General features: G+C 43.6%; 21 protein-coding genes. 12 read left to right on the top strand and 9 right to left on the bottom strand.

The features are described from left to right. The first annotated feature begins 222 nt into the window (after positions 1–222). The 3 genes from MST20_RS06325 (at position 223) to MST20_RS06315 (ending at position 1,918) form a co-directional block, all read left to right on the top strand. Complete coding sequence (locus MST20_RS06325; protein WP_020451808.1) at positions 223–567, top strand: PH domain-containing protein; 345 nt, start codon at positions 223–225, stop codon at positions 565–567. 114 nt (positions 568–681) lie between these two features. Further along, positions 682–1,170, top strand: coding sequence for a TraR/DksA family transcriptional regulator (locus MST20_RS06320; RefSeq protein ID WP_243940869.1), 489 nt, complete (start codon positions 682–684; stop codon positions 1,168–1,170). Between the two features lie 121 nt (positions 1,171–1,291). Next, entirely contained in the window at positions 1,292–1,918 is a 627-nt protein-coding gene (locus MST20_RS06315) for an FMN-dependent NADH-azoreductase (protein WP_145645766.1), read from the top strand. Positions 1,919–1,960: 42 nt separating this feature from the next. Here the strand turns inward: MST20_RS06315 and MST20_RS06310 are convergent, their stop codons facing one another. The 4 genes from MST20_RS06310 to MST20_RS06295 all read right to left on the bottom strand — a co-directional run bounded on the left by MST20_RS06310 (position 1,961) and on the right by MST20_RS06295 (position 3,911). Continuing rightward, positions 1,961–2,476: a DinB family protein gene (locus tag MST20_RS06310; RefSeq protein ID WP_243940867.1), complete on the bottom strand. Its 516-nt coding sequence runs from the start codon at positions 2,474–2,476 to the stop codon at positions 1,961–1,963. Positions 2,477–2,601: 125 nt separating this feature from the next. Further along, entirely contained in the window at positions 2,602–3,057 is a 456-nt protein-coding gene (locus MST20_RS06305; RefSeq protein WP_243940865.1) for a YndM family protein, read from the bottom strand. Positions 3,058–3,078: 21 nt separating this feature from the next. Further along, the gene (locus MST20_RS06300) at positions 3,079–3,204 is read right to left on the bottom strand and encodes a hypothetical protein (RefSeq protein WP_020451800.1); all 126 of its coding nucleotides are present in this window, start codon (positions 3,202–3,204) and stop codon (positions 3,079–3,081) included. A gap of 101 nt (positions 3,205–3,305) precedes the next feature. Next, positions 3,306–3,911, bottom strand: coding sequence for a TetR/AcrR family transcriptional regulator (locus tag MST20_RS06295; protein WP_165427238.1), 606 nt, complete (start codon positions 3,909–3,911; stop codon positions 3,306–3,308). 252 nt (positions 3,912–4,163) lie between these two features. Here MST20_RS06295 and MST20_RS06290 point away from each other — a divergent pair, with 252 nt between their 5' ends. Then, a complete protein-coding gene (locus MST20_RS06290; protein ID WP_243940863.1) occupies positions 4,164–6,827 on the top strand; it encodes a phosphoenolpyruvate synthase in 2,664 nt (887 codons plus the stop codon). A 171-nt stretch (positions 6,828–6,998) separates the two neighbouring features. Then, positions 6,999–7,457 (top strand): NUDIX hydrolase, encoded by a 459-nt coding sequence (locus MST20_RS06285; protein ID WP_243940862.1) that lies wholly within the window; start codon positions 6,999–7,001, stop codon positions 7,455–7,457. Between the two features lie 123 nt (positions 7,458–7,580). Here MST20_RS06285 and MST20_RS06280 read toward each other — a convergent pair whose 3' ends face one another. Beyond that, on the bottom strand, positions 7,581–7,766 hold the full coding sequence (locus MST20_RS06280) for a type Z 30S ribosomal protein S14 (RefSeq protein ID WP_003182651.1): 186 nt from the start codon (positions 7,764–7,766) through the stop codon (positions 7,581–7,583). 746 nt (positions 7,767–8,512) lie between these two features. Further along, positions 8,513–9,136: a LysE family translocator gene (locus MST20_RS06275; RefSeq protein WP_243940860.1), complete on the bottom strand. Its 624-nt coding sequence runs from the start codon at positions 9,134–9,136 to the stop codon at positions 8,513–8,515. A 174-nt stretch (positions 9,137–9,310) separates the two neighbouring features. Here MST20_RS06275 and MST20_RS06270 point away from each other — a divergent pair, with 174 nt between their 5' ends. Beyond that, entirely contained in the window at positions 9,311–9,547 is a 237-nt protein-coding gene (locus MST20_RS06270) for a CotD family spore coat protein (protein ID WP_243940857.1), read from the top strand. A gap of 81 nt (positions 9,548–9,628) precedes the next feature. On the opposite strand, the gene MST20_RS06265 is transcribed toward MST20_RS06270, so the two are convergent. Further along, positions 9,629–10,132, bottom strand: coding sequence for a YoqH family protein (locus MST20_RS06265; RefSeq protein WP_243940855.1), 504 nt, complete (start codon positions 10,130–10,132; stop codon positions 9,629–9,631). Between the two features lie 132 nt (positions 10,133–10,264). Between MST20_RS06265 and MST20_RS06260 the strand changes: the two genes are divergently transcribed. The 5 genes from MST20_RS06260 to MST20_RS06240 all read left to right on the top strand — a co-directional run bounded on the left by MST20_RS06260 (position 10,265) and on the right by MST20_RS06240 (position 14,677). After that, positions 10,265–11,047 carry an alpha/beta fold hydrolase gene (locus MST20_RS06260; protein ID WP_243940853.1) on the top strand — a complete coding sequence of 261 codons (783 nt, stop codon included), beginning with the start codon at positions 10,265–10,267 and terminating at the stop codon, positions 11,045–11,047. A gap of 620 nt (positions 11,048–11,667) precedes the next feature. After that, complete coding sequence (locus MST20_RS06255) at positions 11,668–12,378, top strand: DUF421 domain-containing protein (protein ID WP_243940851.1); 711 nt, start codon at positions 11,668–11,670, stop codon at positions 12,376–12,378. 125 nt (positions 12,379–12,503) lie between these two features. Then, positions 12,504–12,755 carry a CotD family spore coat protein gene (locus tag MST20_RS06250; protein WP_020451792.1) on the top strand — a complete coding sequence of 84 codons (252 nt, stop codon included), beginning with the start codon at positions 12,504–12,506 and terminating at the stop codon, positions 12,753–12,755. A gap of 368 nt (positions 12,756–13,123) precedes the next feature. Then, positions 13,124–14,473 carry an amidohydrolase family protein gene (locus MST20_RS06245; protein ID WP_243940849.1) on the top strand — a complete coding sequence of 450 codons (1,350 nt, stop codon included), beginning with the start codon at positions 13,124–13,126 and terminating at the stop codon, positions 14,471–14,473. A 48-nt stretch (positions 14,474–14,521) separates the two neighbouring features. Next, entirely contained in the window at positions 14,522–14,677 is a 156-nt protein-coding gene (locus tag MST20_RS06240; protein ID WP_243940848.1) for a hypothetical protein, read from the top strand. A 110-nt stretch (positions 14,678–14,787) separates the two neighbouring features. Here the strand turns inward: MST20_RS06240 and MST20_RS06235 are convergent, their stop codons facing one another. Beyond that, entirely contained in the window at positions 14,788–15,639 is an 852-nt protein-coding gene (locus tag MST20_RS06235; protein WP_243940846.1) for an SMI1/KNR4 family protein, read from the bottom strand. A gap of 76 nt (positions 15,640–15,715) precedes the next feature. Next, positions 15,716–16,153, bottom strand: coding sequence for a hypothetical protein (locus tag MST20_RS06230; protein WP_243940844.1), 438 nt, complete (start codon positions 16,151–16,153; stop codon positions 15,716–15,718). Positions 16,154–16,390: 237 nt separating this feature from the next. On the opposite strand from MST20_RS06230, the gene MST20_RS06225 reads away from it, so the two are divergent. Beyond that, positions 16,391–17,593 carry a Ger(x)C family spore germination protein gene (locus MST20_RS06225; RefSeq protein WP_243940842.1) on the top strand — a complete coding sequence of 401 codons (1,203 nt, stop codon included), beginning with the start codon at positions 16,391–16,393 and terminating at the stop codon, positions 17,591–17,593. The last annotated feature ends 4 nt before the right edge of the window (positions 17,594–17,597 follow it).

Below are 17,597 nucleotides of genomic sequence, written 5' to 3'. Positions count from 1 at the left end.
GTAGCAAACGAAAAATAAGCTGAAAAAACTGATAAAAAGTTGAAACCTCACGCGTCCGCCGGGCGTATTAATTGATAGTAAACACAAACATATAGCGTTAAAGAAATGTAATCTGCTCGTAATTGTTTATAAATCAGGGTTATCGTATCCTTATTAGTAACTGACAGCATACTTTGCCTTGTGCATAAACATAAATTGGACATACAGAAAGAGGGGTTTTGATTGGGCGTTTTTTCAGCAAGCAAGACAGCAGACGGCAAAAAATTTGAACCGCTGCTCATAGAAGGAGAAAAAATTGAATCGGTTTGCAGACTGAGGATAGATCAAATTTGTTTTACGAACAAGCGGATTATTTTTTTTGATAATAAACTGTTTTCCAAAAAGAAAGTCCGCGTCTTTCTGCCATACAGATCGATTGAAGGCTTTGCGATCAGAGAAGTCAGCATGTTCAATCCAGACAGTTCTCTTTCTCTGATGACCAGCAGCAAAATCTTTGACCTGGAATTTACGAAGGATACCGACATGCTTGAAATTCAAGCGCTGTTATCAAAATACTTATGTGCATAATCTCACCAGGCTGTTCAAACGCTATTTTGCGAACGAACGGTCTTTTTTTTGCGGAGAAATGCAGGTTTTCCCTTTCGGCAATCGGGTAATGAAAAAGAAAGGAGGATGATCAACATGGCATTGACAGAGGAACAAAAACAGCACCTTTACGATAAATTAATGAGCTTAAAAAACGAAATAACAGCTGCAAAGTCTGAGGTGCAGCCGATGAATGAAGAAACAGGCGAATTGTCAAACGGTATTGACAATCATCTTGCCGATCACGCCGGTGTGTATACCGAACGAATGAGGGACCAGGCTTTCCGGCAATCGGACGAAGCTTTGCTGAAAGAGATCGAAGACGCTTTAAATAGGATGAAAGACGGCACATACGGAAGATGTGAAGCAACCGGAAAAGAAATCCCTTATGAACGCCTTGAAGCGGTTCCATATGCGCGAAGAACGGCCGAAGCTCAAGCGGAAGCAGAAACAAGACATGAAGACCGCACAGGGAATGACCGGCAATTTACACGGCAGATGAAGGATTTGACGAATAAAGAAACGATGGATCAAAAGCATTCATACGTCTATGAACGGCTTGACCAGGAGCAGGATTCCAAATAAAGCGCCCAAACGGGTGCTTTTTTTTGGCCAGAAAAATAAATGAGTTGACTTTCTATTTAAAAGAAAGTAACATACTATTTGTAAGTAAATATTAAAACGTTAGCACCGGGAGGATATTAGAATGTCTAAAGTATTGTTTGTTAAAGCTAATGACCGTACAGTTGAAGAAGCTGTATCTGTAAAACTTTATGAAGCGTTTCTTAACAGCTATAAAGAAAATCATCCAAACGATGAAATTGTAGAGCTTGATCTTTACAAAGAAAACCCGCCGTACCTGGGCAGAAATGCTATTAACGGGACATTTAAAGCAGGAAAAGGCATGGAATTGAACGAGGAAGAAAAAGCAGCTGCAGCTGTAGCGGACCGTTACTTGAACGAATTCGTAAAAGCCGATAAAGTTGTTTTTGCTTTCCCATTGTGGAACTTTGCTGTTCCAGCTGTACTTCACACTTATGTGGACTACTTGTCCCGCGCAGGAGTGACGTTTACATACACTCCTGAAGGACCTAAAGGCCTGATGGGAGACAAGAAAGTTGCTCTGTTAAATGCCAGAGGAGGCTTCTATTCTGAAGGACCGATGGCTGCAATGGAAATGTCATTGAACTACATGAAAACCGTCATGGGCTTCTTCGGTGTTCAAGACCTGCATACCGTTGTCATCGAAGGACACAACGCTGTTCCTGACGACGCTCAAAAAATCATTGAAAACGGCTTAGCAGAAGCTAAAAAGCTTGCAGCATCATTTTAATTGTGAAACCCTTGTTCCGCTTTTGGAACAAGGGTTTTTTATTTATGTCGGTTGTTTCATGCTTAATAAATAATAAACATAGTCTGTCGGCACACCTGCTTCACCCATCTGTCTCAGCATCGCTGAAATGTTGCCTCTGTGGTACGTGCCGTGATTGACCACGTGGTGAAGGAGTTCGCTAACAGGCGTTTTGATTTCGCCGAGTGCAGGATGTGCAATCGTGATTTCACCATCGGGGTCTTCAAGATTTTCAAAAAATGTTTCATATTGACGTGCCGTGTCCTGAAAGATGGAGACGAAGTCATCGATCTTTTTTCCCTTTAACTCTTCTTTCAGCCGCATGCCGGTTTCCTTTGCTTCCTCGTAAGCGGCTCCGGATATTACTTTCAGCCACAAGGCATCAGCCATGCACATATGGGCAATGACCTCATAAACAGATGGAAAAACGCTTTGGATTTCCCGGGTGAACAGCTCTTCAGGCAGGCTTTTCAAGTGGCTGAGCATCCTTTGATTCGCCCAGTTGTGATAATCTAAATGCTTTAATGCGCGATGTGTCATATTTTTAGTCCTCCTCACTTTTTTAATATCATTTCGTGAAAAAGACGGATATTCCTTTAAACGAGGAAAAAAATACCTCGGGTCATAAAGAATAAAAAAACCTGCCGACCGGCAGGTTCTTGTGCTTAGTCTTCGTCCTGTTTTTTAGATGGGGTAACCGGGTAAAGCTCTTCCGATGCTTCACTTTGATACTGCAATGAGCCTGGCTTTTCCCCATTTTCGTTTTCCGTTTCGCCCAAAACGTTGGCTTCCATATAGCGGTGGAAGAAATATTCGAACACTGTGACGCCGATCGCTGACACGATTGAAGCTGCAGCTAGCGAACCATACGGCGGATTATTTTGCATGGCGAGAATCGCCCAGATCAGTACGAGTGAAAGTCCAAAATCTCCCATTGTCGCTGTTGTATTGTTTGTTCTCGGCAGCAGAAGAAGATCTCCGATCAGATAGGAGATCACACCTAAAAACAATGTCAAAACAAACATTTCGCCGAATGGAACGCCAAAAAACAGAGTTAGCACCACATATAAGAGGACAAGGCTCACAATGAATTTTAAACACAATGCTCTTACATGCTTCATTTCGTTTCCACACCTTTCAGCTTATTTTAAAGCATTCCTGTTTTGCTGCTGTTTATTGCTTTTGTTATCCTGCTGGAATGCGCTTTCTGTTTCGTGGTCGTTTTTCAACTGCTCGAGGCTGCTGTTTTGAATGCCTTTCTTCTGCATGGTCTCACCACCTTTTTCACTATATTTTGGATTGTTTTTGATTTCTTATACATACCACCAAAAAAGCAAAAAAGAGGGTCGATCCCTCTCTTGAAAGCCTGTCATTTTTTTCTCAGTCCTGCTGCGTATGCAGGGCCCATTCCGGTTATTTTTGATAAAATGAGCGCCATATCATGCGGCGTCTCTTTCATGCCGTTTTCCAGCCATTGCTGCATGACGCTGATATGAGCGCCGGTTATATAGGAAATCAAGTAGTCCTCCGGTACGATCGGATCCGTTTTGATCGCTTTTTTCAGCCGTTTTAAATTGATGCTCAAAACCGATTTGAATTTCAAACGGAAAGAACCCGGGCCTTTAGGGCCTAAAATTGCTTTCATAAAAACTTCGTTTTCTCTTATATATTGAAAAATGTCGACGACGAACGTCAGCGGATGGTCAATCACATCCTGATTTAATGTGTCCATTGAGTGAATCGAGCGTTTAGCAATGTTATTGATCTCTTGGATAATTTCCTCCTCGCTTTGCTCCAGCAAATCGTATTTATCCTCGTAATGCAAGTAAAACGTGCCGCGGTTAATATCGGCTTTCGTTGTAATGTCCGTGACGGATATCTCTTCAAACGTTTTATTTTTCATCAGTTCAGAAAGTGCGTCTCTAATCATTTTTTTCGTGCGCTTTACCCTGCGGTCTTTTTTTTGTCCAGTCATACAAATCCTCCTGACGGTCCATGATAATCAACAATGTCCATGTTTGTGTTGAGAACTTAACATTTGCTGATTGATTGTTCATTGCATTCGCCTCTTGTGCAATTATAATAAACATGATGAATATTAATCAACACAGTGTTCAAAAGCATGCCTCTTAAGACAAAGTGTGTTGAAAGTCAGGCCAAGGCAAAATAAATCGTCCAATATGAGGCGTGGAATTGCTGCAAAAAGCGGATCTAAGGAGAGGATAGAATGGAGAAATATGTGCTGTATTTCAATGAAATCGATCAATTTGCTTTGCCCTATGTCGGCGGAAAGGGGGCGAACCTCGGGGAAATGACAAAAGCGGGTTTTCCCGTTCCAAAGGGATTTTGCCTATCAACTGCCGCCTACCGCGCGTTCATACAAACAAGCGGCATCATCGACAGCCTGCTCGATCAGCTTGGACAGCTCAAGCATGATGATCTTGAACAGATTCGGATTGCGGGGAAGCAGATTCGCGAGCATCTTGCCCAGATTCCCATACCTGACGAGATCAAATCGGCGATATTGGAAGGCGTTGATACGACCGGCAAAGATAAAGCCTATGCCGTCCGCTCCAGTGCTACGGCAGAAGACCTGCCGACGGCTTCATTTGCGGGGCAGCAGGATACCTTTTTGAACGTCTGCGGAGAAGATCAGCTTCTTGATGCAGTGAAACAATGCTGGTCCTCTCTGTTTACGGACAGGGCGATTTCCTATCGCGCGAAAAACGGTTTCGATCACCGCTCTGTCTTTCTTGCAGTTGTCGTGCAAGAGATGGTTTTTCCCGAGGTTTCCGGAATTATGTTCACTGCGGACCCGATCACGGGGCACCGCAAAACGGTTTCCATCGATGCCAGCTTCGGTTTAGGTGAAGCGTTGGTGTCCGGAATTGTGAGCGCTGATCTGTATCAGGTTCAGTCTGATGAAATCGTCAAAAAACAACTTTCGAAGAAGGAATCGGCCATTTATTCAGTGCCGGAAGGAGGGACCGTTCAGAGAATTCTCTCTCCGGAAGAACAACAAACACAGGCTTTGCCGGATCCAAAAATCGTCGAATTGGCAGAACTGGGGCGCAAAATCGAGTCTCACTACGGCAAGGAACAGGATATAGAATGGGCTTTTGCCGGCGGCAGTTTTTACATTCTTCAAAGCCGGCCGATCACATCCTTATACCCGGTCGTACACGTTTTTGATGAAAAGCCGCACGTATTGATTAATTTTGGCTATATTCAAATGATGACCGATCCGCTGAAACCATTGGGTGTATCGGTGATCAGCCAAGTTCTCCGATTTTTAAAAAAAGACCCTTCGACACAGCAGATTCTTCGCGAAGCGGGAGGAAGAGTGTTCGCCGATATTACGGGTGCTCTTTCCCTCAGATTCGCCCGGAGCCGGCTGCTTAAAGTATTAAATGGTATGGATCAGCTGATGGCATCTGCTGTATCGGAGGTAGTCAAGCGCAAAGAACATCAGCTTAATTCCATATCGATAAAAGGCATGTTTCATATTGCCGGGAGATTGGCGCCGATTTTGATTCCGGCAGCATTAAAGGTCGCCGGAATCCTGCTGATGAAAAACCCCGATAAAGCCGAGAAAAAAGCGGAATGGATCATTGAAGCGATCGTGACGGACACCGAGGAGAAGCTTAGCCGGACTTCCGGCACTGAGACGATCCGCGTCATCCAAAAAGGAATGGAAAGGATGTTCCAAGACGTGCTTTCAAAAGTCGCTGTATATGTCTTCAGCGGAATGATTGCAGCCGGATCGCTCGAAAAAAAGCTGAAAAAAGAGCTGGGGAACGAGAAAAGTGCTATTTTACTGGGGAAATTGTATAAATCTCTGCCTCATAATGTCACAACGGAAATGGGGCTTGAGCTAGGGGATCTTTCCGATCAGGCGAGGAAGTATCCTGAAGTCATTGACTATTTCAAGCGTGCAGACAGCGAAAACTTTATGGAAGAGCTGCTCAAAATCCCCGGCGGCGCCGAATTGAAGTCCAGTTTAGATGGTTTTCTCAAAAAGTACGGGATGCGGTGCGTGGGAGAAATCGATATGACAAGGCCGAGATGGGCAGAGGCTCCGGTTCAGCTCGTTCCGTCCATACTCAGCCATATTCGGACGACTGCCCCAGGGGAACACAGGAGGAAATTTAAACAAGGCGAAATGGAAGCGGAAGAGGCAAAAAAGGAAATCATCTCTCAATTTCGTTTTCCGGAAAAAAAGAGAGTCTCCCGGCTCGTTCATATGTATCGAAGCTTGATGGGAATGCGGGAGCATCATAAATTTACACTTGTCAAATTGATGTTTTTATACAAAAAAGCCATTCTTAAAGAAGCCCGCACCCTCGTAGAAAATGGAATCCTCAATTGTGAAGACGATGTTTTTTACTTTACGCTTGAAGAGCTTATTGCACTATTAGAGAATCGCGGCATCGGGGATATTCCGGAATTGTTAACAGACAGAAAACGGCAGCATATGTCCAATCAAAAGCTCACATCCCCCCGTGTGATGACAAGTGAAGGGGAAATCATTACAGGGAGGCTGCGAAATGCAAAAAGTCCCGAAGGAGCTCTCACAGGGACACCGGTTTCTGCGGGCATCATCGAAGGGACCGCCAGAGTTGTGAAGAGCCCTGAAGACGCGAAGCTGAATCAAGGGGACATCTTAGTGGCACCGTATACTGATCCGGGCTGGACTCCGCTTTTCACTTCAGCGGCCGGACTGATTACGGAAGTGGGCGGCATGATGACTCATGGTTCAGTAGTGGCCAGGGAATACGGCATTCCTGCGGTCGTCGGAATCGACAAAGCGACAGACATTATAGAAGACGGCGCCTACATCCGAATCGACGGAACAAACGGGTTTGTTCAAATATTGAACAGTGACGGCTGATGAGCGCTTATATTGATATTTGATGTTTATACGAATCCCTGATATAATTAAAATGGAACAAGTGTTCGATTTGGGAATCAAGGTGAGCAAAGCGTTGAGCAGCTTTCAATGAACAAGGCAGATTCATGAAAGAAGAAGCTAGTCAAACCAATGAAAATGAAGGAGAAATGGATGTCGCAAAATGGAATTGTTTTAGTAGCCAGTGTATCAATCTTACGTGAAGATAAAGTCTTGATGATAAAAGAGAATAAGCCTACCGCCGTTCATAAGTGGAACTTTCCGGGCGGACGTATCGAATATGGAGAGGACATTCTCCATTCAGCTCGAAGAGAAGTTAAAGAGGAAACTGGATTGGACGTAAAGCTGATTGCCGCTGCTGGCGTATATAATTTTATCAGTAGGACGAAGAATCAAGTTATTTTATTTCATTTTATTGGTGAAGTTACCGGAGGTTCTTTCAAACTCGAAGAAGATGAAATTTCAGACAGCAAGTGGATAAAAGTAAGTGACCTTGTAACATTTGAGAACGAAGACTTACGAGAACCAAATGTAATAAAGCAAATCATTGATAACTTATTAAAAGAGAATGTACACTCAATGAGCGTGTATAATGAGCAACTGATTCAATAGTTACAAGAATGGAGGAAACCCTAATCAGAGGATTTCCTCTATTTTCATGCAATATCAACATTAAAATTCAACAGAGCCTAAATAAAAAAAGCCAGCCTCTTGGAAAGGCTGACGAAGTCGTTCTTACCAGCTTGCTTTTTTAACGCCGGGGATATGCCCTTTGTAAGCAAGCTCGCGGAAGCAGATGCGGCACAATTTAAACTTCCGAATCACGGAATGCGGTCTGCCGCAGCGTTCACAGCGGGTATACTCTCTGACTTTGAACTTTTGTTCCCGTTTTTGTTTGACAATCATTGAAGTCTTGGCCATCTTTTTACCTCCTTCATTTTAAATTCATCGATTTATATAAATAAAAATAGATTTTATTTCTGTAAACAATTTATTATAACATTTAAAATATCATTTGTAAATAAATTCAAAAGACTCGCTTTGCTGATAAAGCGAAAATGAATCTCATTGATTAAAGCAAAACGGAACAGATACACGAATCAAACGATCCCCTTTTAACTCAGGTAAGCGGCATATTCTATCAAAAAAGACCCACGCCCAACAATTGACTGATCTGCCGTCCCTAAGATCGACGTGTCCGCTTGATTCGATCTGATGATTTGGATTGAGCGGAAAATAACCGATTTGCATCATTACGAAGCAGCGGGAAATTTGTATACTGGCTTCAAAGAAAGGGGGAGGATAGAGAACAACGGTATTTAGATTTTTGTCTCATTGTCTGGCACTCCACTATGCAATGAAACGAAGGAAGAATCAAACACAGCAAGAAAGCGCTGCAGAATTTGACAGTCTTGTGATTCGACTCCATCCAAAGAAACAAATCACTTCGCTTCCGCAACACCAGATCCCGCTCTAAACGATCAAGTTGAAAACGAATAACGGAATGCAGGGCTGTTCTTTTCACATGAACCTCGATGTTTGAGGGATGATATTGCCGCTGTGTCCATGAAAGCGGTGCCGACGGCGAAAATGGTAAACGCGTCAAATGTTATAAGTGGTAAAATCGGGAAAAGGTGTGCTGGCTGCACACCTTTTTTTCAGCGGCGCTACCTTTGGCTGACCGCTATTTTAAGTCCGATTAAAGCAAATAAAGACCCTTCCAGCAAATGAACTTTTTTGGCGGCTTGCGGACTGCTGCGCAGCCGGCCTCCGACTTTTTCCGCAAACTGGCTGATCATCACAAAGATCACAAACGCTTGAATTAAAAATAACATGCCGTAAACGAGCATTTGCGTTGTCATGCTGAAGGTGCCGGGGTGAATAAATTGCGGAAGAAAGGCAAGGAAGAACAATGAGACCTTCGGGTTTAATAGATTCATCACAACGCCTTTTTGGTATAAAGCCCTGCGGTTCAATGAATCTTTTGCTTCAAGATTGAAGCCGGCGCTTTTTTGCCGGAAAGACTGGTAAGCTAAAAACAACAGATAGGCTGCACCTGCATATTTCACGATCGAGAAGGCGACAGCTGATTGATAGATCACAGCAGAAATACCTGCTGCAGCCGCCGAGATGTGGACGACTAACCCTGTGCATAGTCCGCATGCGGTTGCTATACCTGCTGATTTTCCCTTTGAGATGCTCTGTGCCAAAACGAACAAGTTGTCAGGGCCCGGCATAAGTGTAAGCAGTACAGCCGCACCCAAAAACGAAACGATCGATATCACATCCATCTGTCCAACTCCATTTTCATTAGTATTTTTTTATTATACTATCAGAGAAACTCTCTTTTGAGTGAAAAGGCGGGGAAAATGGACGGATTTTTAGTTTCTTGTATTAGTACAAGTTTGTGCTAATCAACATATTTTGATAGTGAAGAATGAAACTCAAGGAAGGGAGAAGTGCTTATGTCTTACTGCAAAACGCGCGTTCTGCCGCCAGTTGTGCATCCTACCAGGTACTGTGAGGATCACAGATACTCTAAAACGATCGTTCCTCACATCCATCCGCAGCATATTAAAAAAGTGGATCATCAGAAATACGAGCATGTTCACTATTATCCGCATTCTTATTCAAGCTATAAGCCGGTTTATCATGATCACTCTTACTGCGGTAAACCTTGTAATCGCTACGAAAAATACTAACCTTTCCGGAAGAAAAAATTCTTCTCATGAAAAAAGGCCGTAAGAAGCGTCCTAATGGAGCTTTTGCGGCCTTTTTTTGATTTAGTTCCTGCATCCTTGCAAAGTCCCCTGCAAAACAGCGCGGCCGGCCTTTTTCGTCTTCGAATTGAAAGGACGCACTTCGACTCGGGTATTCACAGTCAGCTCCGACGATATTTCGTCAAATTTGCCCGCCCAAGGATTTCCGCCAAACCAGCTTGGCACGTCTTCCCGGACGAGATGCATGGTGAAGCGCCAGCTGATCTGGTCCGGTATCCGGGCCATTCCTTCATATTGATCATAATCTCCAAATGAAGCAGGAGCTGGAAGCCAATCGGCGTAGATGCCGACGCTCCGCCGTTCCCTGACTGGACTTCCAGGGGCTTCGGTATACGGTTTCTTCACTTTCGCAATTAAAGCCGTTCCGCGGGCATTGGGAATATCCTGGGCTGGATGAAGAACGACGCTGCATGGATAAGGTACTGGTGCGGCAGGCTGCGCTTGGATCGCCGCCGCAGGCAGCATGAGGACAAGCGATATCGCCAGACTTCCCAAGCGTTCCATCATTGAACCACCTCCGTATCTTGAAATAGTCTAACCAGTCACACCTTTTCAAATTCTTCACGTTCAGCCGTCGGGACATTCACCTCTTGACATCCTGGGCGTACCTTATGGTAAAAGATGATTGGGGGCGACGGCATGGGATACTTTGTTCAGGCAGAATCAGGCGTTAACCTGTACGTTGAAGATATCAATCCTCAAAGCCGCAAAACAATTGTATTTTTGCACGGCTGGCCATTAAGCCATCTGCAGTTTGAATATCAATTTGACGATCTTTCACAAAAGGGATACCGCTGTATCGGCATTGACTGGCGGGGATTCGGGCGTTCGGATAAGCCGGCGGCGGGCTACAATTACAACCGTTTGGCTGACGATATCCGCGTTGTCGTTGAGACGCTTCAACTAAACCGCTTCACGCTTGCCGGTCATTCAACCGGCGGCGCCATAGCACTTCGCTATATGTCGCGATACAGGGGTTCCGGGGTCTCAAAGCTGGTTTTGATCGATGCTGCGGCACCTGTGGGATTTACAGAAGAGACGGCAGCCAAATTGCTCCAGCAAGCGGCTCACGATCGTCCTAAGATGATGCGTGAAGTGACCGACACATTTTTCTTTCAATATATTACACAACCGTTCTCGGACTGGTTTTTTCAATTGGGATTGCAGGCGGCAGGCTGGTCGACAAAAGCGGTCATCGACATGCTGAGAGACGAGAAACTGTATGATGATCTTGGAAAAGTCGCTGCTCCGACCTTAATCATTCACGGTGTTCAAGACAAGGTGATACCGTTTGCACAAGCAAAGGAACTCAACCGCAAAATAAGAAATTCATATCTTGTTCCGTTTCAATACAGCGGACACGGCCCTTTCTGGGAGGAACGCGAAATGTTCAACCGTGTGTTAACGCAATTTATCGGTTGATTTTATCCGTGAGGACAACAGCCCTAAATGAAGTGATCGTGGTTTCACGAGAAGCGCATGTTCCAATTACGGGTATAACCAATCCGATAATAAAGCGCAACAGTCAACACCTGGAATCTTCAGGAAGAGAACTTCCGCGCCAACGAAACGTGTAGAAAACAAACTTATTATAAATGTACAAACACGAATTGATGGAAATCGATGTAAAATGTAAGAAACGCGAAGGGGGAGGATATTTTGTCGGACCCAACATTGAATCGTCATTATTTCTCAGGCATTTATTCACTCGGTTTTCGTCAGTACCCTGTATACCCGCTGACTTATGTCTATAATCCAAGCCTACATCAGGGGCATAGTGTATATTATCCGTATGGTTTTGTATTACCCTTCTCTCAAATCGGGGGATTCGGTTTAGGGCACGCCCACGGGAGCCACGTTATCGTTGGTGGCTCTCACGGGTTTGCGGGAGGCTTTCACAGGTTTGCCGGAAATCATTTCAATAGACAAAGTTAAGAAGTGGTGCCATCTGAAAAATTACCTTTTATCAAGTGCACAGTATATTTATTGTTTATTTTGTATAAGATGTTTTTGACTATTTTGCAAAAAGGGCGGTGAAATCAATGAATGAACTTGTTGATGTTATGTTCCGCTCAGTTCTTGCCTTCAGCATGTTGCTGATAGGATCAAAATTACTGGGTAAGCAAACGATATCACAAATGAATATTTTTGATTTTATTGCGTCCATCACCCTGGGAGCCATCACCGCCAATTTGACTTTTAATACATCTTTTAAAACGATGCATATGATTCTTGCTTTTTTTATATTTGTGTTTGTCATCTTATTAACCGCTTACTTATCTCTCTGGAATCAAAAAAGTCGCACATTTTTCGCAGGAGATCCAACTGTTGTGATCCAGAATGGAAAAATTCTTGAACATAACATGCGGAAAATGCGCTATACGATTGACTATTTAAACCAGCAGCTAAGGGAAAAAGACGTATTTAAAATGGAAGAAGTGCTTTACGCTATTGTGGAAACCAACGGAACATTAACGGTTTTAAAAAAAACTCAATATCGGAGTGTCACCAAAAAGGATTTATGGCTTGCAACTATACCTGAAAAAAAGCCTCCGATCGAGTTGATCATGGATGGGAAAGTAAGGGAAGAAAATTTGAAAGATAATCAGCTGACATCCGAGTGGTTGAATGCTGAGTTGCAAAAACGCAATCTTACTGTTGAAAAAGTTTTCTATGCTGTACGATCTCCTAACGGAAATATTTATGTAGATACATATGAAGATCATATACACTCTTCTTTTGATAAAGAATAGTCGCGGCGGGTTGATTCTCGGGGACAGCCGAAAAAAGGGACAAAGTATAGGTACTTATGCAGTCAGGCTTTAGCTTTTCAGCATAATGTACTAGTGAATCTATAAAATGAAAGGAGCGTGTACACATGTACTGCAAAAAACATCATGAGCCGCATGTTTACCCTACGAAATATTGTGAGGATCATAAGTATTCAAAATCTGTCGTTCCTCATATTCATCCGCAGCATACTAAAAAAATTGACCATCACAAATATGAACATGTTCATTACTATCCGCACACTTATTCACATCATAAAGACGTTTCGCATGAACATTATCATTGCGGAAAACCTTGCAAAGGCTATGAAAAAAAGTCGGACTATGGCCATTGCTATTAATAAAGTGATTGTACCTTATTTTGACCGCAGTTAAATATACGTTCACTCATTCACAGGCCGTAGAAATACCCGAGAGGGGCTTTTTTATGGTCTGTTTTCATTTGGAGAGGCAGTAACCGCAAAAAGTGAGAACGAACAGTATGAAAGCAGAATTTACGATAAATACACACCGCATCACTGCAACATAAACAACCGCTGTTTTCCGCAATTCGCCTTTCTTCTTTTTCCAACGTGATCGTGTATTGCATCTCTTCCATCGGAGTTCCAAGTCGCGCAATGCATATTAATATCATTTATACCTTTTTTATTTTAAAATGGTACATATAGGATGATTTTCTTTAGTTGGCTGGGAAGAAAGGAGAACCGTTATGCAAAAAACACTTTTTCAAAACGCAACGATTGTAACTCTTGATCCGCAGCTTCATACAATCGAAAAAGGGGACATGCTGATTGAAGGCTCCGTCATTCTGGACGTTGCCGAGTCGATTGAAGCGGGAGACGCAGAGATTGTTGATGCCTCCAATATGCTGATCATGCCTGGATTTGTCGATACACACCGCCACGTATGGGAATCTGTGATCCGCGGAATCGGAGCTGACTGGTCCCTGCAAACTTATTTAAACCGGATTTATTATGGGAATTATGGATCGATGAGAAGGCCTGAGGATGATTGGGTCGCGAACTATTTAGGAGCGCTTGAGGCGCTCGATGCAGGGGTCACAACTTTGCTGGACTGGACGATGATTGAATCGCCTGATCATACGGACCAGCTGATTGCGGGACTGAAAGACGCCGGCATTCGCGCAGTATTCGCTTTCGGAACATCCGGTGATGCGGAATATTGGGACAGAGACAGCGATCTTTCGAATATGGACGAAGCGAAACGGGTAAAAAAAGCATATTTTCAATCGAAGGATCAGCTTTTGACGATGGGACTTGCAATTCGCGGACCGGAGTTTTCTTCATGGAAGACATCTGTCTTTGAAATCGAAACGGCCCGGGAACTGGATGCCTTGAGCAGCATGCATATTGCGTTTGGCAACTGGGGAGCGAAAGATCGTTCGATTGAGAAGCTGAATCAAGCCGGGCTGCTCGGTCCCGATTTAAACATGGTGCATGCCAATGCGATGAGTGAAGAAGAAATGAAAATGCTTGCCGCTCACGGAAGCTCGATTTCTGTGACACCAGAAATTGAGATGATGATGGGGCACGGCTATCCTGTTACAGGGCTCGCCCTAAAAAACGGGGTTCTTACTGCACTTGGGGTTGATGTTGTCACATCGACGGGAGGAGACCTTTTCGCACAGATGAAATTTGCCCTTCAAGCAGAGCGTGCAAAGCACAATGAAGAGCTGCTGAAAGAAGGGATCATGCCGGGGCCCGAATTGAGCATATCGGCCGAACAAATCCTGAAAGCGGCCACCATTGACGGGGCGAGGGCCTTAAGGCTCGATCACAAAATCGGCTCGCTTTCCCCCGGCAAAGAAGCTGATTTTATCATGGTGAAAACGGACAGCGTCAATTTGCTCCCTTTCACTGATGCGGTGGGGGCTATCGTCCAAAGCGCGCACACCGGAAATGTAGACTCCGTATATGTCGCAGGTAAAGCGGTGAAACGAAACGGCCGATTGGTTGATGCAGATCTTGAAAAAGTGAGACAAAAAGCGCTGGAAGCAAGAGACCATATTTTATCCCGGTCCCCTGAAGGCGCCTTTTAAGAAAAACAGCCCTGTGATACACCTGCGGCAAATAGGGCGGTTGTTTTGATGGATAAAGAAGGCTCACGAGATGACAATACATCTGCTGAATGTGATGCGATTTTTGACGCCGTTGATCGTCTCCCGGGAGAAGAGGCGAAAGCGCTTCTCAAACGAATGTATGCCCGATTGGATATGCAAAAAAACGGGTTCGGGAACTATTAAGAAAAGGCGTGCATCAACGAGATAGACCTGCCGCGTATCACCCGAAAATTAAAACGTTAAAAAACAGATGCTCACAAGACCAGCCCTTGATTGACAGGGGCTGGATCTTTTTAAAATAAATCTCGAATTTGAGATAAGAATATGTCCACATCAGCGTCATTCAATCTCTCTAATATCACCACGATGTCGCGGACTAACCTTCTTGTTTGTTCATGTTCAAACGTTAATTTTTTATAGTAAGAAACGATCGATTCCAAAGCGGCGGCAAGTTCCAAACCAATGTCACGGTCTGCTTTTAAAGCGGATTGTTTCATTTTTGTCAAAAACCATTTTAAATCATCGATACTTTCAATAGGGTAGTAATGAATCTGATACAGATCGGCTGCCGAATTTTCAGTCAGAATCTGTTCCGCTCTTTCTTTTGTGATGGCATCTTCCGGATAGACATAGGGAATATCTGCATTCTCAGGATGTATGCCTTCCGTATGTTCGCAGCTGTCAACATCAATGGAGTCATCTGTATAAAGTTTAGAGAGAAATTCTCCAAATGAACCGGCTAATCTAAAATCCTCTTCAAGTTCTGAGTCAAAATAGTGAACGGGCGGATTTTCTTTCGTCTCCCTGTAGTCAAGCGCTATCCACGTATGGCCGTCACCATGAATAAGGACCAGGTTGTCGGGCAGTCCCCATTCTTTAATAAAGGCTTTACTCTCGAGAATTCCTTCCTTTTTTCCTAAGCCTAATAAGTAGTCAAACTGGACATGATCTTTAGCCCAGGAGGTGGGCCGTTCAGAAGGGAAGGCATTAAAATTAATATAGCCGCCGTTTTGTTTAAGTATAAGCGCTTTGTATTCCGCCGGAAGTTTCACACCTAACTTTTTTTCAGCTTTCAGAATGCCTCTCTCTGATATGCTTTTTAAAGTGTACGGATCTTCGTCTTCGTATGTCCAAAAGTTTTTCAAATGATTCCCCCACATCCGTTTGTAGTCAGTAAAGGCCTCTATTCTTCTATTGCCTTCCTGCAGTCTTTTATAACGGCTATCTTTGGCTGAAGGACGAGAAATGATCATACGTTTGCGGAATAGCTCCGTACGTTCCTTTAATGCGAATATCCTTACATTCACCTTCGGTATTCTCAAAATAAAGTCTGTAAGTCCTAGGCATCAATGTGATGACGTCTTGAGCAGTTCGATCAGGCCAGTTACCTTCAAAATCTTTAATGCTTAAACTCATAAATCTGCCGGAAAGGTGCATCATCTGAATTTTAATCGTTGTTTTGCAGTTTTCTGCATTGAAAATCGTAAACTTGTAGCCAATATGCCAGTGAGAAACGTTAGAGTCGCTATAGGGAATGTCCTCCACATGAGTTCCCGTAAACGTTAGATTCAGCTTGTGCGGGAACGAATAAGCTTCAGCACTGCTCCCAAAACTGAAAAATCCACAAACCAACACCGTGATCAGCAAAAAGCGTTTCATTCCATATCCCCTCCTTTTTTCCATTTTATTGTAGCATAGCTGAGTTGAAAAAGATGGAAGTTTTTTGAGAGAGAAGCACAAACTGAAAATCGCGTACGATTTTGATCGGTGTAGAAGCCTCTCCGATATGGTTTCAATTACCATATATATAAAAATTGATCCAAGGGAAAATTAGGATCAGCCCTAGTTAGATCCATTGTAATTCTGTTTATTTTTTTTCATGTGAGGAGCGGAAACATGAAACTTAGCACTTATAAGATCTGCTTTTTATTTTCCATCATCATTCTTTTTTTAACCGGATGCTGGAGCAGCCATGAAATTGAAGAAATTGGTTTGACTTTTGCTCTAGGGGTTGATGAAGGCCGAGCGACTGCCCTTGAAAAAAATTTTACTAAAATAGGCGGTAATTATCCAAAGAAAGATCGAATCACTTTGACATACCAATATGTTAGTCCGTACACAGCAGGGGTTAAGATTGCCGGGGGAAGCAGCAGCAACGCAAAAGCTTACATTAACGTATATGAAACGGGTGATTCCTTTCAGCAAATAGGCACTGAAGTAGCGCTCAGACAGGACAGGCCGGTCTTCAGCTCCCACTTAAAGGTGATCGTCATTGCTGCGGATTTGCTTCGTACATATTCACTGAAGGAATTGCTTGATCAGTCTCTGAGGGACAATGAAATCAGGCTGAGTACGCTTGTCCTTATCACAAGAGGAAGAGCAAGCGATGCACTAGAACTGAAAGACGGCTCAGGGGAAATACCCGCGTTTCACCTGAGCAGAATTATTCACAATGACTTTAAGGCGAAAAAGATTCTTCCTCCGATCACACTTGCCAAACTACCGGGCATGATGAATGCTGGAACGAGCTATTTGCTTCAAAACGTTGTCGGTGTCAATGGGGAAATCAAATATGCAGGAGCTGTAGCCATTAACGGAAAAACAAACAAGCTCCTTGGTTTATTAGATGAAAAAGATTTGGACGGGATCATGTGGATTAAAGGACAAGGGATAGGCGGTACCATCAAAAACTATGATCCGAAAACAAAAAAACTGACGGCTTTGGCTGTTGATCATATAAAGAGTGAGATCAAGCCAGTCGTTAAAGGAAACCGCCTTTCGTTTAAAGTGAAAATTGAGTCAGAGGCACGCCTGGCCGAAACCTGGAATACTGTCGACGCAGAAATTAACAAAACATATTTGAAAAGGAAGGAAGCATATGCGTCACAAACAGTGAAACAGCTGGTTGAGCAGGTTACAGAAAAAATGCAGAGGGAATATAAAGCCGACCTTGCCGGCTTCGGTGATGAAATGAGGATTCAACATCCCTCTCTTTGGAAGAGGCTGAAGAAAAATTGGGATGAAGTGTTCACGGAGATTCCCATTCAATATGATGTGAACATCACGATTAAGGAATTTGGATCACAAAGCAGACATTAGCTTT

This window comes from Bacillus sp. B19-2, from assembly GCF_022832475.1.
Lineage (GTDB): Bacteria > Bacillota > Bacilli > Bacillales > Bacillaceae > Bacillus > Bacillus paralicheniformis.
Note: the sequence above shows the minus strand (reverse complement) of the source record. Positions and strands in the feature narration are given on the sequence as shown.

Excerpts from the sequence above, each read along its gene's own strand:
- MST20_RS06255 (WP_243940851.1), top strand. The coding sequence starts at position 11,668 with ATGAATGAACTTGTTGATGTTATGTTCCGCTCAGTTCTTGCCTTCAGC.
- MST20_RS06240 (WP_243940848.1), top strand. The coding sequence starts at position 14,522 with ATGGATAAAGAAGGCTCACGAGATGACAATACATCTGCTGAATGTGAT.
- MST20_RS06300 (WP_020451800.1), bottom strand. The coding sequence starts at position 3,204 with ATGCAGAAGAAAGGCATTCAAAACAGCAGCCTCGAGCAGTTGAAAAAC.
- MST20_RS06275 (WP_243940860.1), bottom strand. The coding sequence starts at position 9,136 with ATGGATGTGATATCGATCGTTTCGTTTTTGGGTGCGGCTGTACTGCTT.
- MST20_RS06310 (WP_243940867.1), bottom strand. The coding sequence starts at position 2,476 with ATGACACATCGCGCATTAAAGCATTTAGATTATCACAACTGGGCGAAT.
- MST20_RS06280 (WP_003182651.1), bottom strand. The coding sequence starts at position 7,766 with ATGGCCAAGACTTCAATGATTGTCAAACAAAAACGGGAACAAAAGTTC.
- MST20_RS06230 (WP_243940844.1), bottom strand. The coding sequence starts at position 16,153 with ATGAAACGCTTTTTGCTGATCACGGTGTTGGTTTGTGGATTTTTCAGT.
- MST20_RS06260 (WP_243940853.1), top strand. The coding sequence starts at position 10,265 with ATGGGATACTTTGTTCAGGCAGAATCAGGCGTTAACCTGTACGTTGAA.
- MST20_RS06285 (WP_243940862.1), top strand. The coding sequence starts at position 6,999 with ATGTCGCAAAATGGAATTGTTTTAGTAGCCAGTGTATCAATCTTACGT.
- MST20_RS06295 (WP_165427238.1), bottom strand. The coding sequence starts at position 3,911 with ATGACTGGACAAAAAAAAGACCGCAGGGTAAAGCGCACGAAAAAAATG.
- MST20_RS06320 (WP_243940869.1), top strand. The coding sequence starts at position 682 with ATGGCATTGACAGAGGAACAAAAACAGCACCTTTACGATAAATTAATG.
- MST20_RS06290 (WP_243940863.1), top strand. The coding sequence starts at position 4,164 with ATGGAGAAATATGTGCTGTATTTCAATGAAATCGATCAATTTGCTTTG.
- MST20_RS06245 (WP_243940849.1), top strand. The coding sequence starts at position 13,124 with ATGCAAAAAACACTTTTTCAAAACGCAACGATTGTAACTCTTGATCCG.
- MST20_RS06270 (WP_243940857.1), top strand. The coding sequence starts at position 9,311 with ATGTCTTACTGCAAAACGCGCGTTCTGCCGCCAGTTGTGCATCCTACC.
- MST20_RS06315 (WP_145645766.1), top strand. The coding sequence starts at position 1,292 with ATGTCTAAAGTATTGTTTGTTAAAGCTAATGACCGTACAGTTGAAGAA.
- MST20_RS06265 (WP_243940855.1), bottom strand. The coding sequence starts at position 10,132 with ATGATGGAACGCTTGGGAAGTCTGGCGATATCGCTTGTCCTCATGCTG.
- MST20_RS06225 (WP_243940842.1), top strand. The coding sequence starts at position 16,391 with ATGAAACTTAGCACTTATAAGATCTGCTTTTTATTTTCCATCATCATT.
- MST20_RS06250 (WP_020451792.1), top strand. The coding sequence starts at position 12,504 with ATGTACTGCAAAAAACATCATGAGCCGCATGTTTACCCTACGAAATAT.
- MST20_RS06305 (WP_243940865.1), bottom strand. The coding sequence starts at position 3,057 with ATGAAGCATGTAAGAGCATTGTGTTTAAAATTCATTGTGAGCCTTGTC.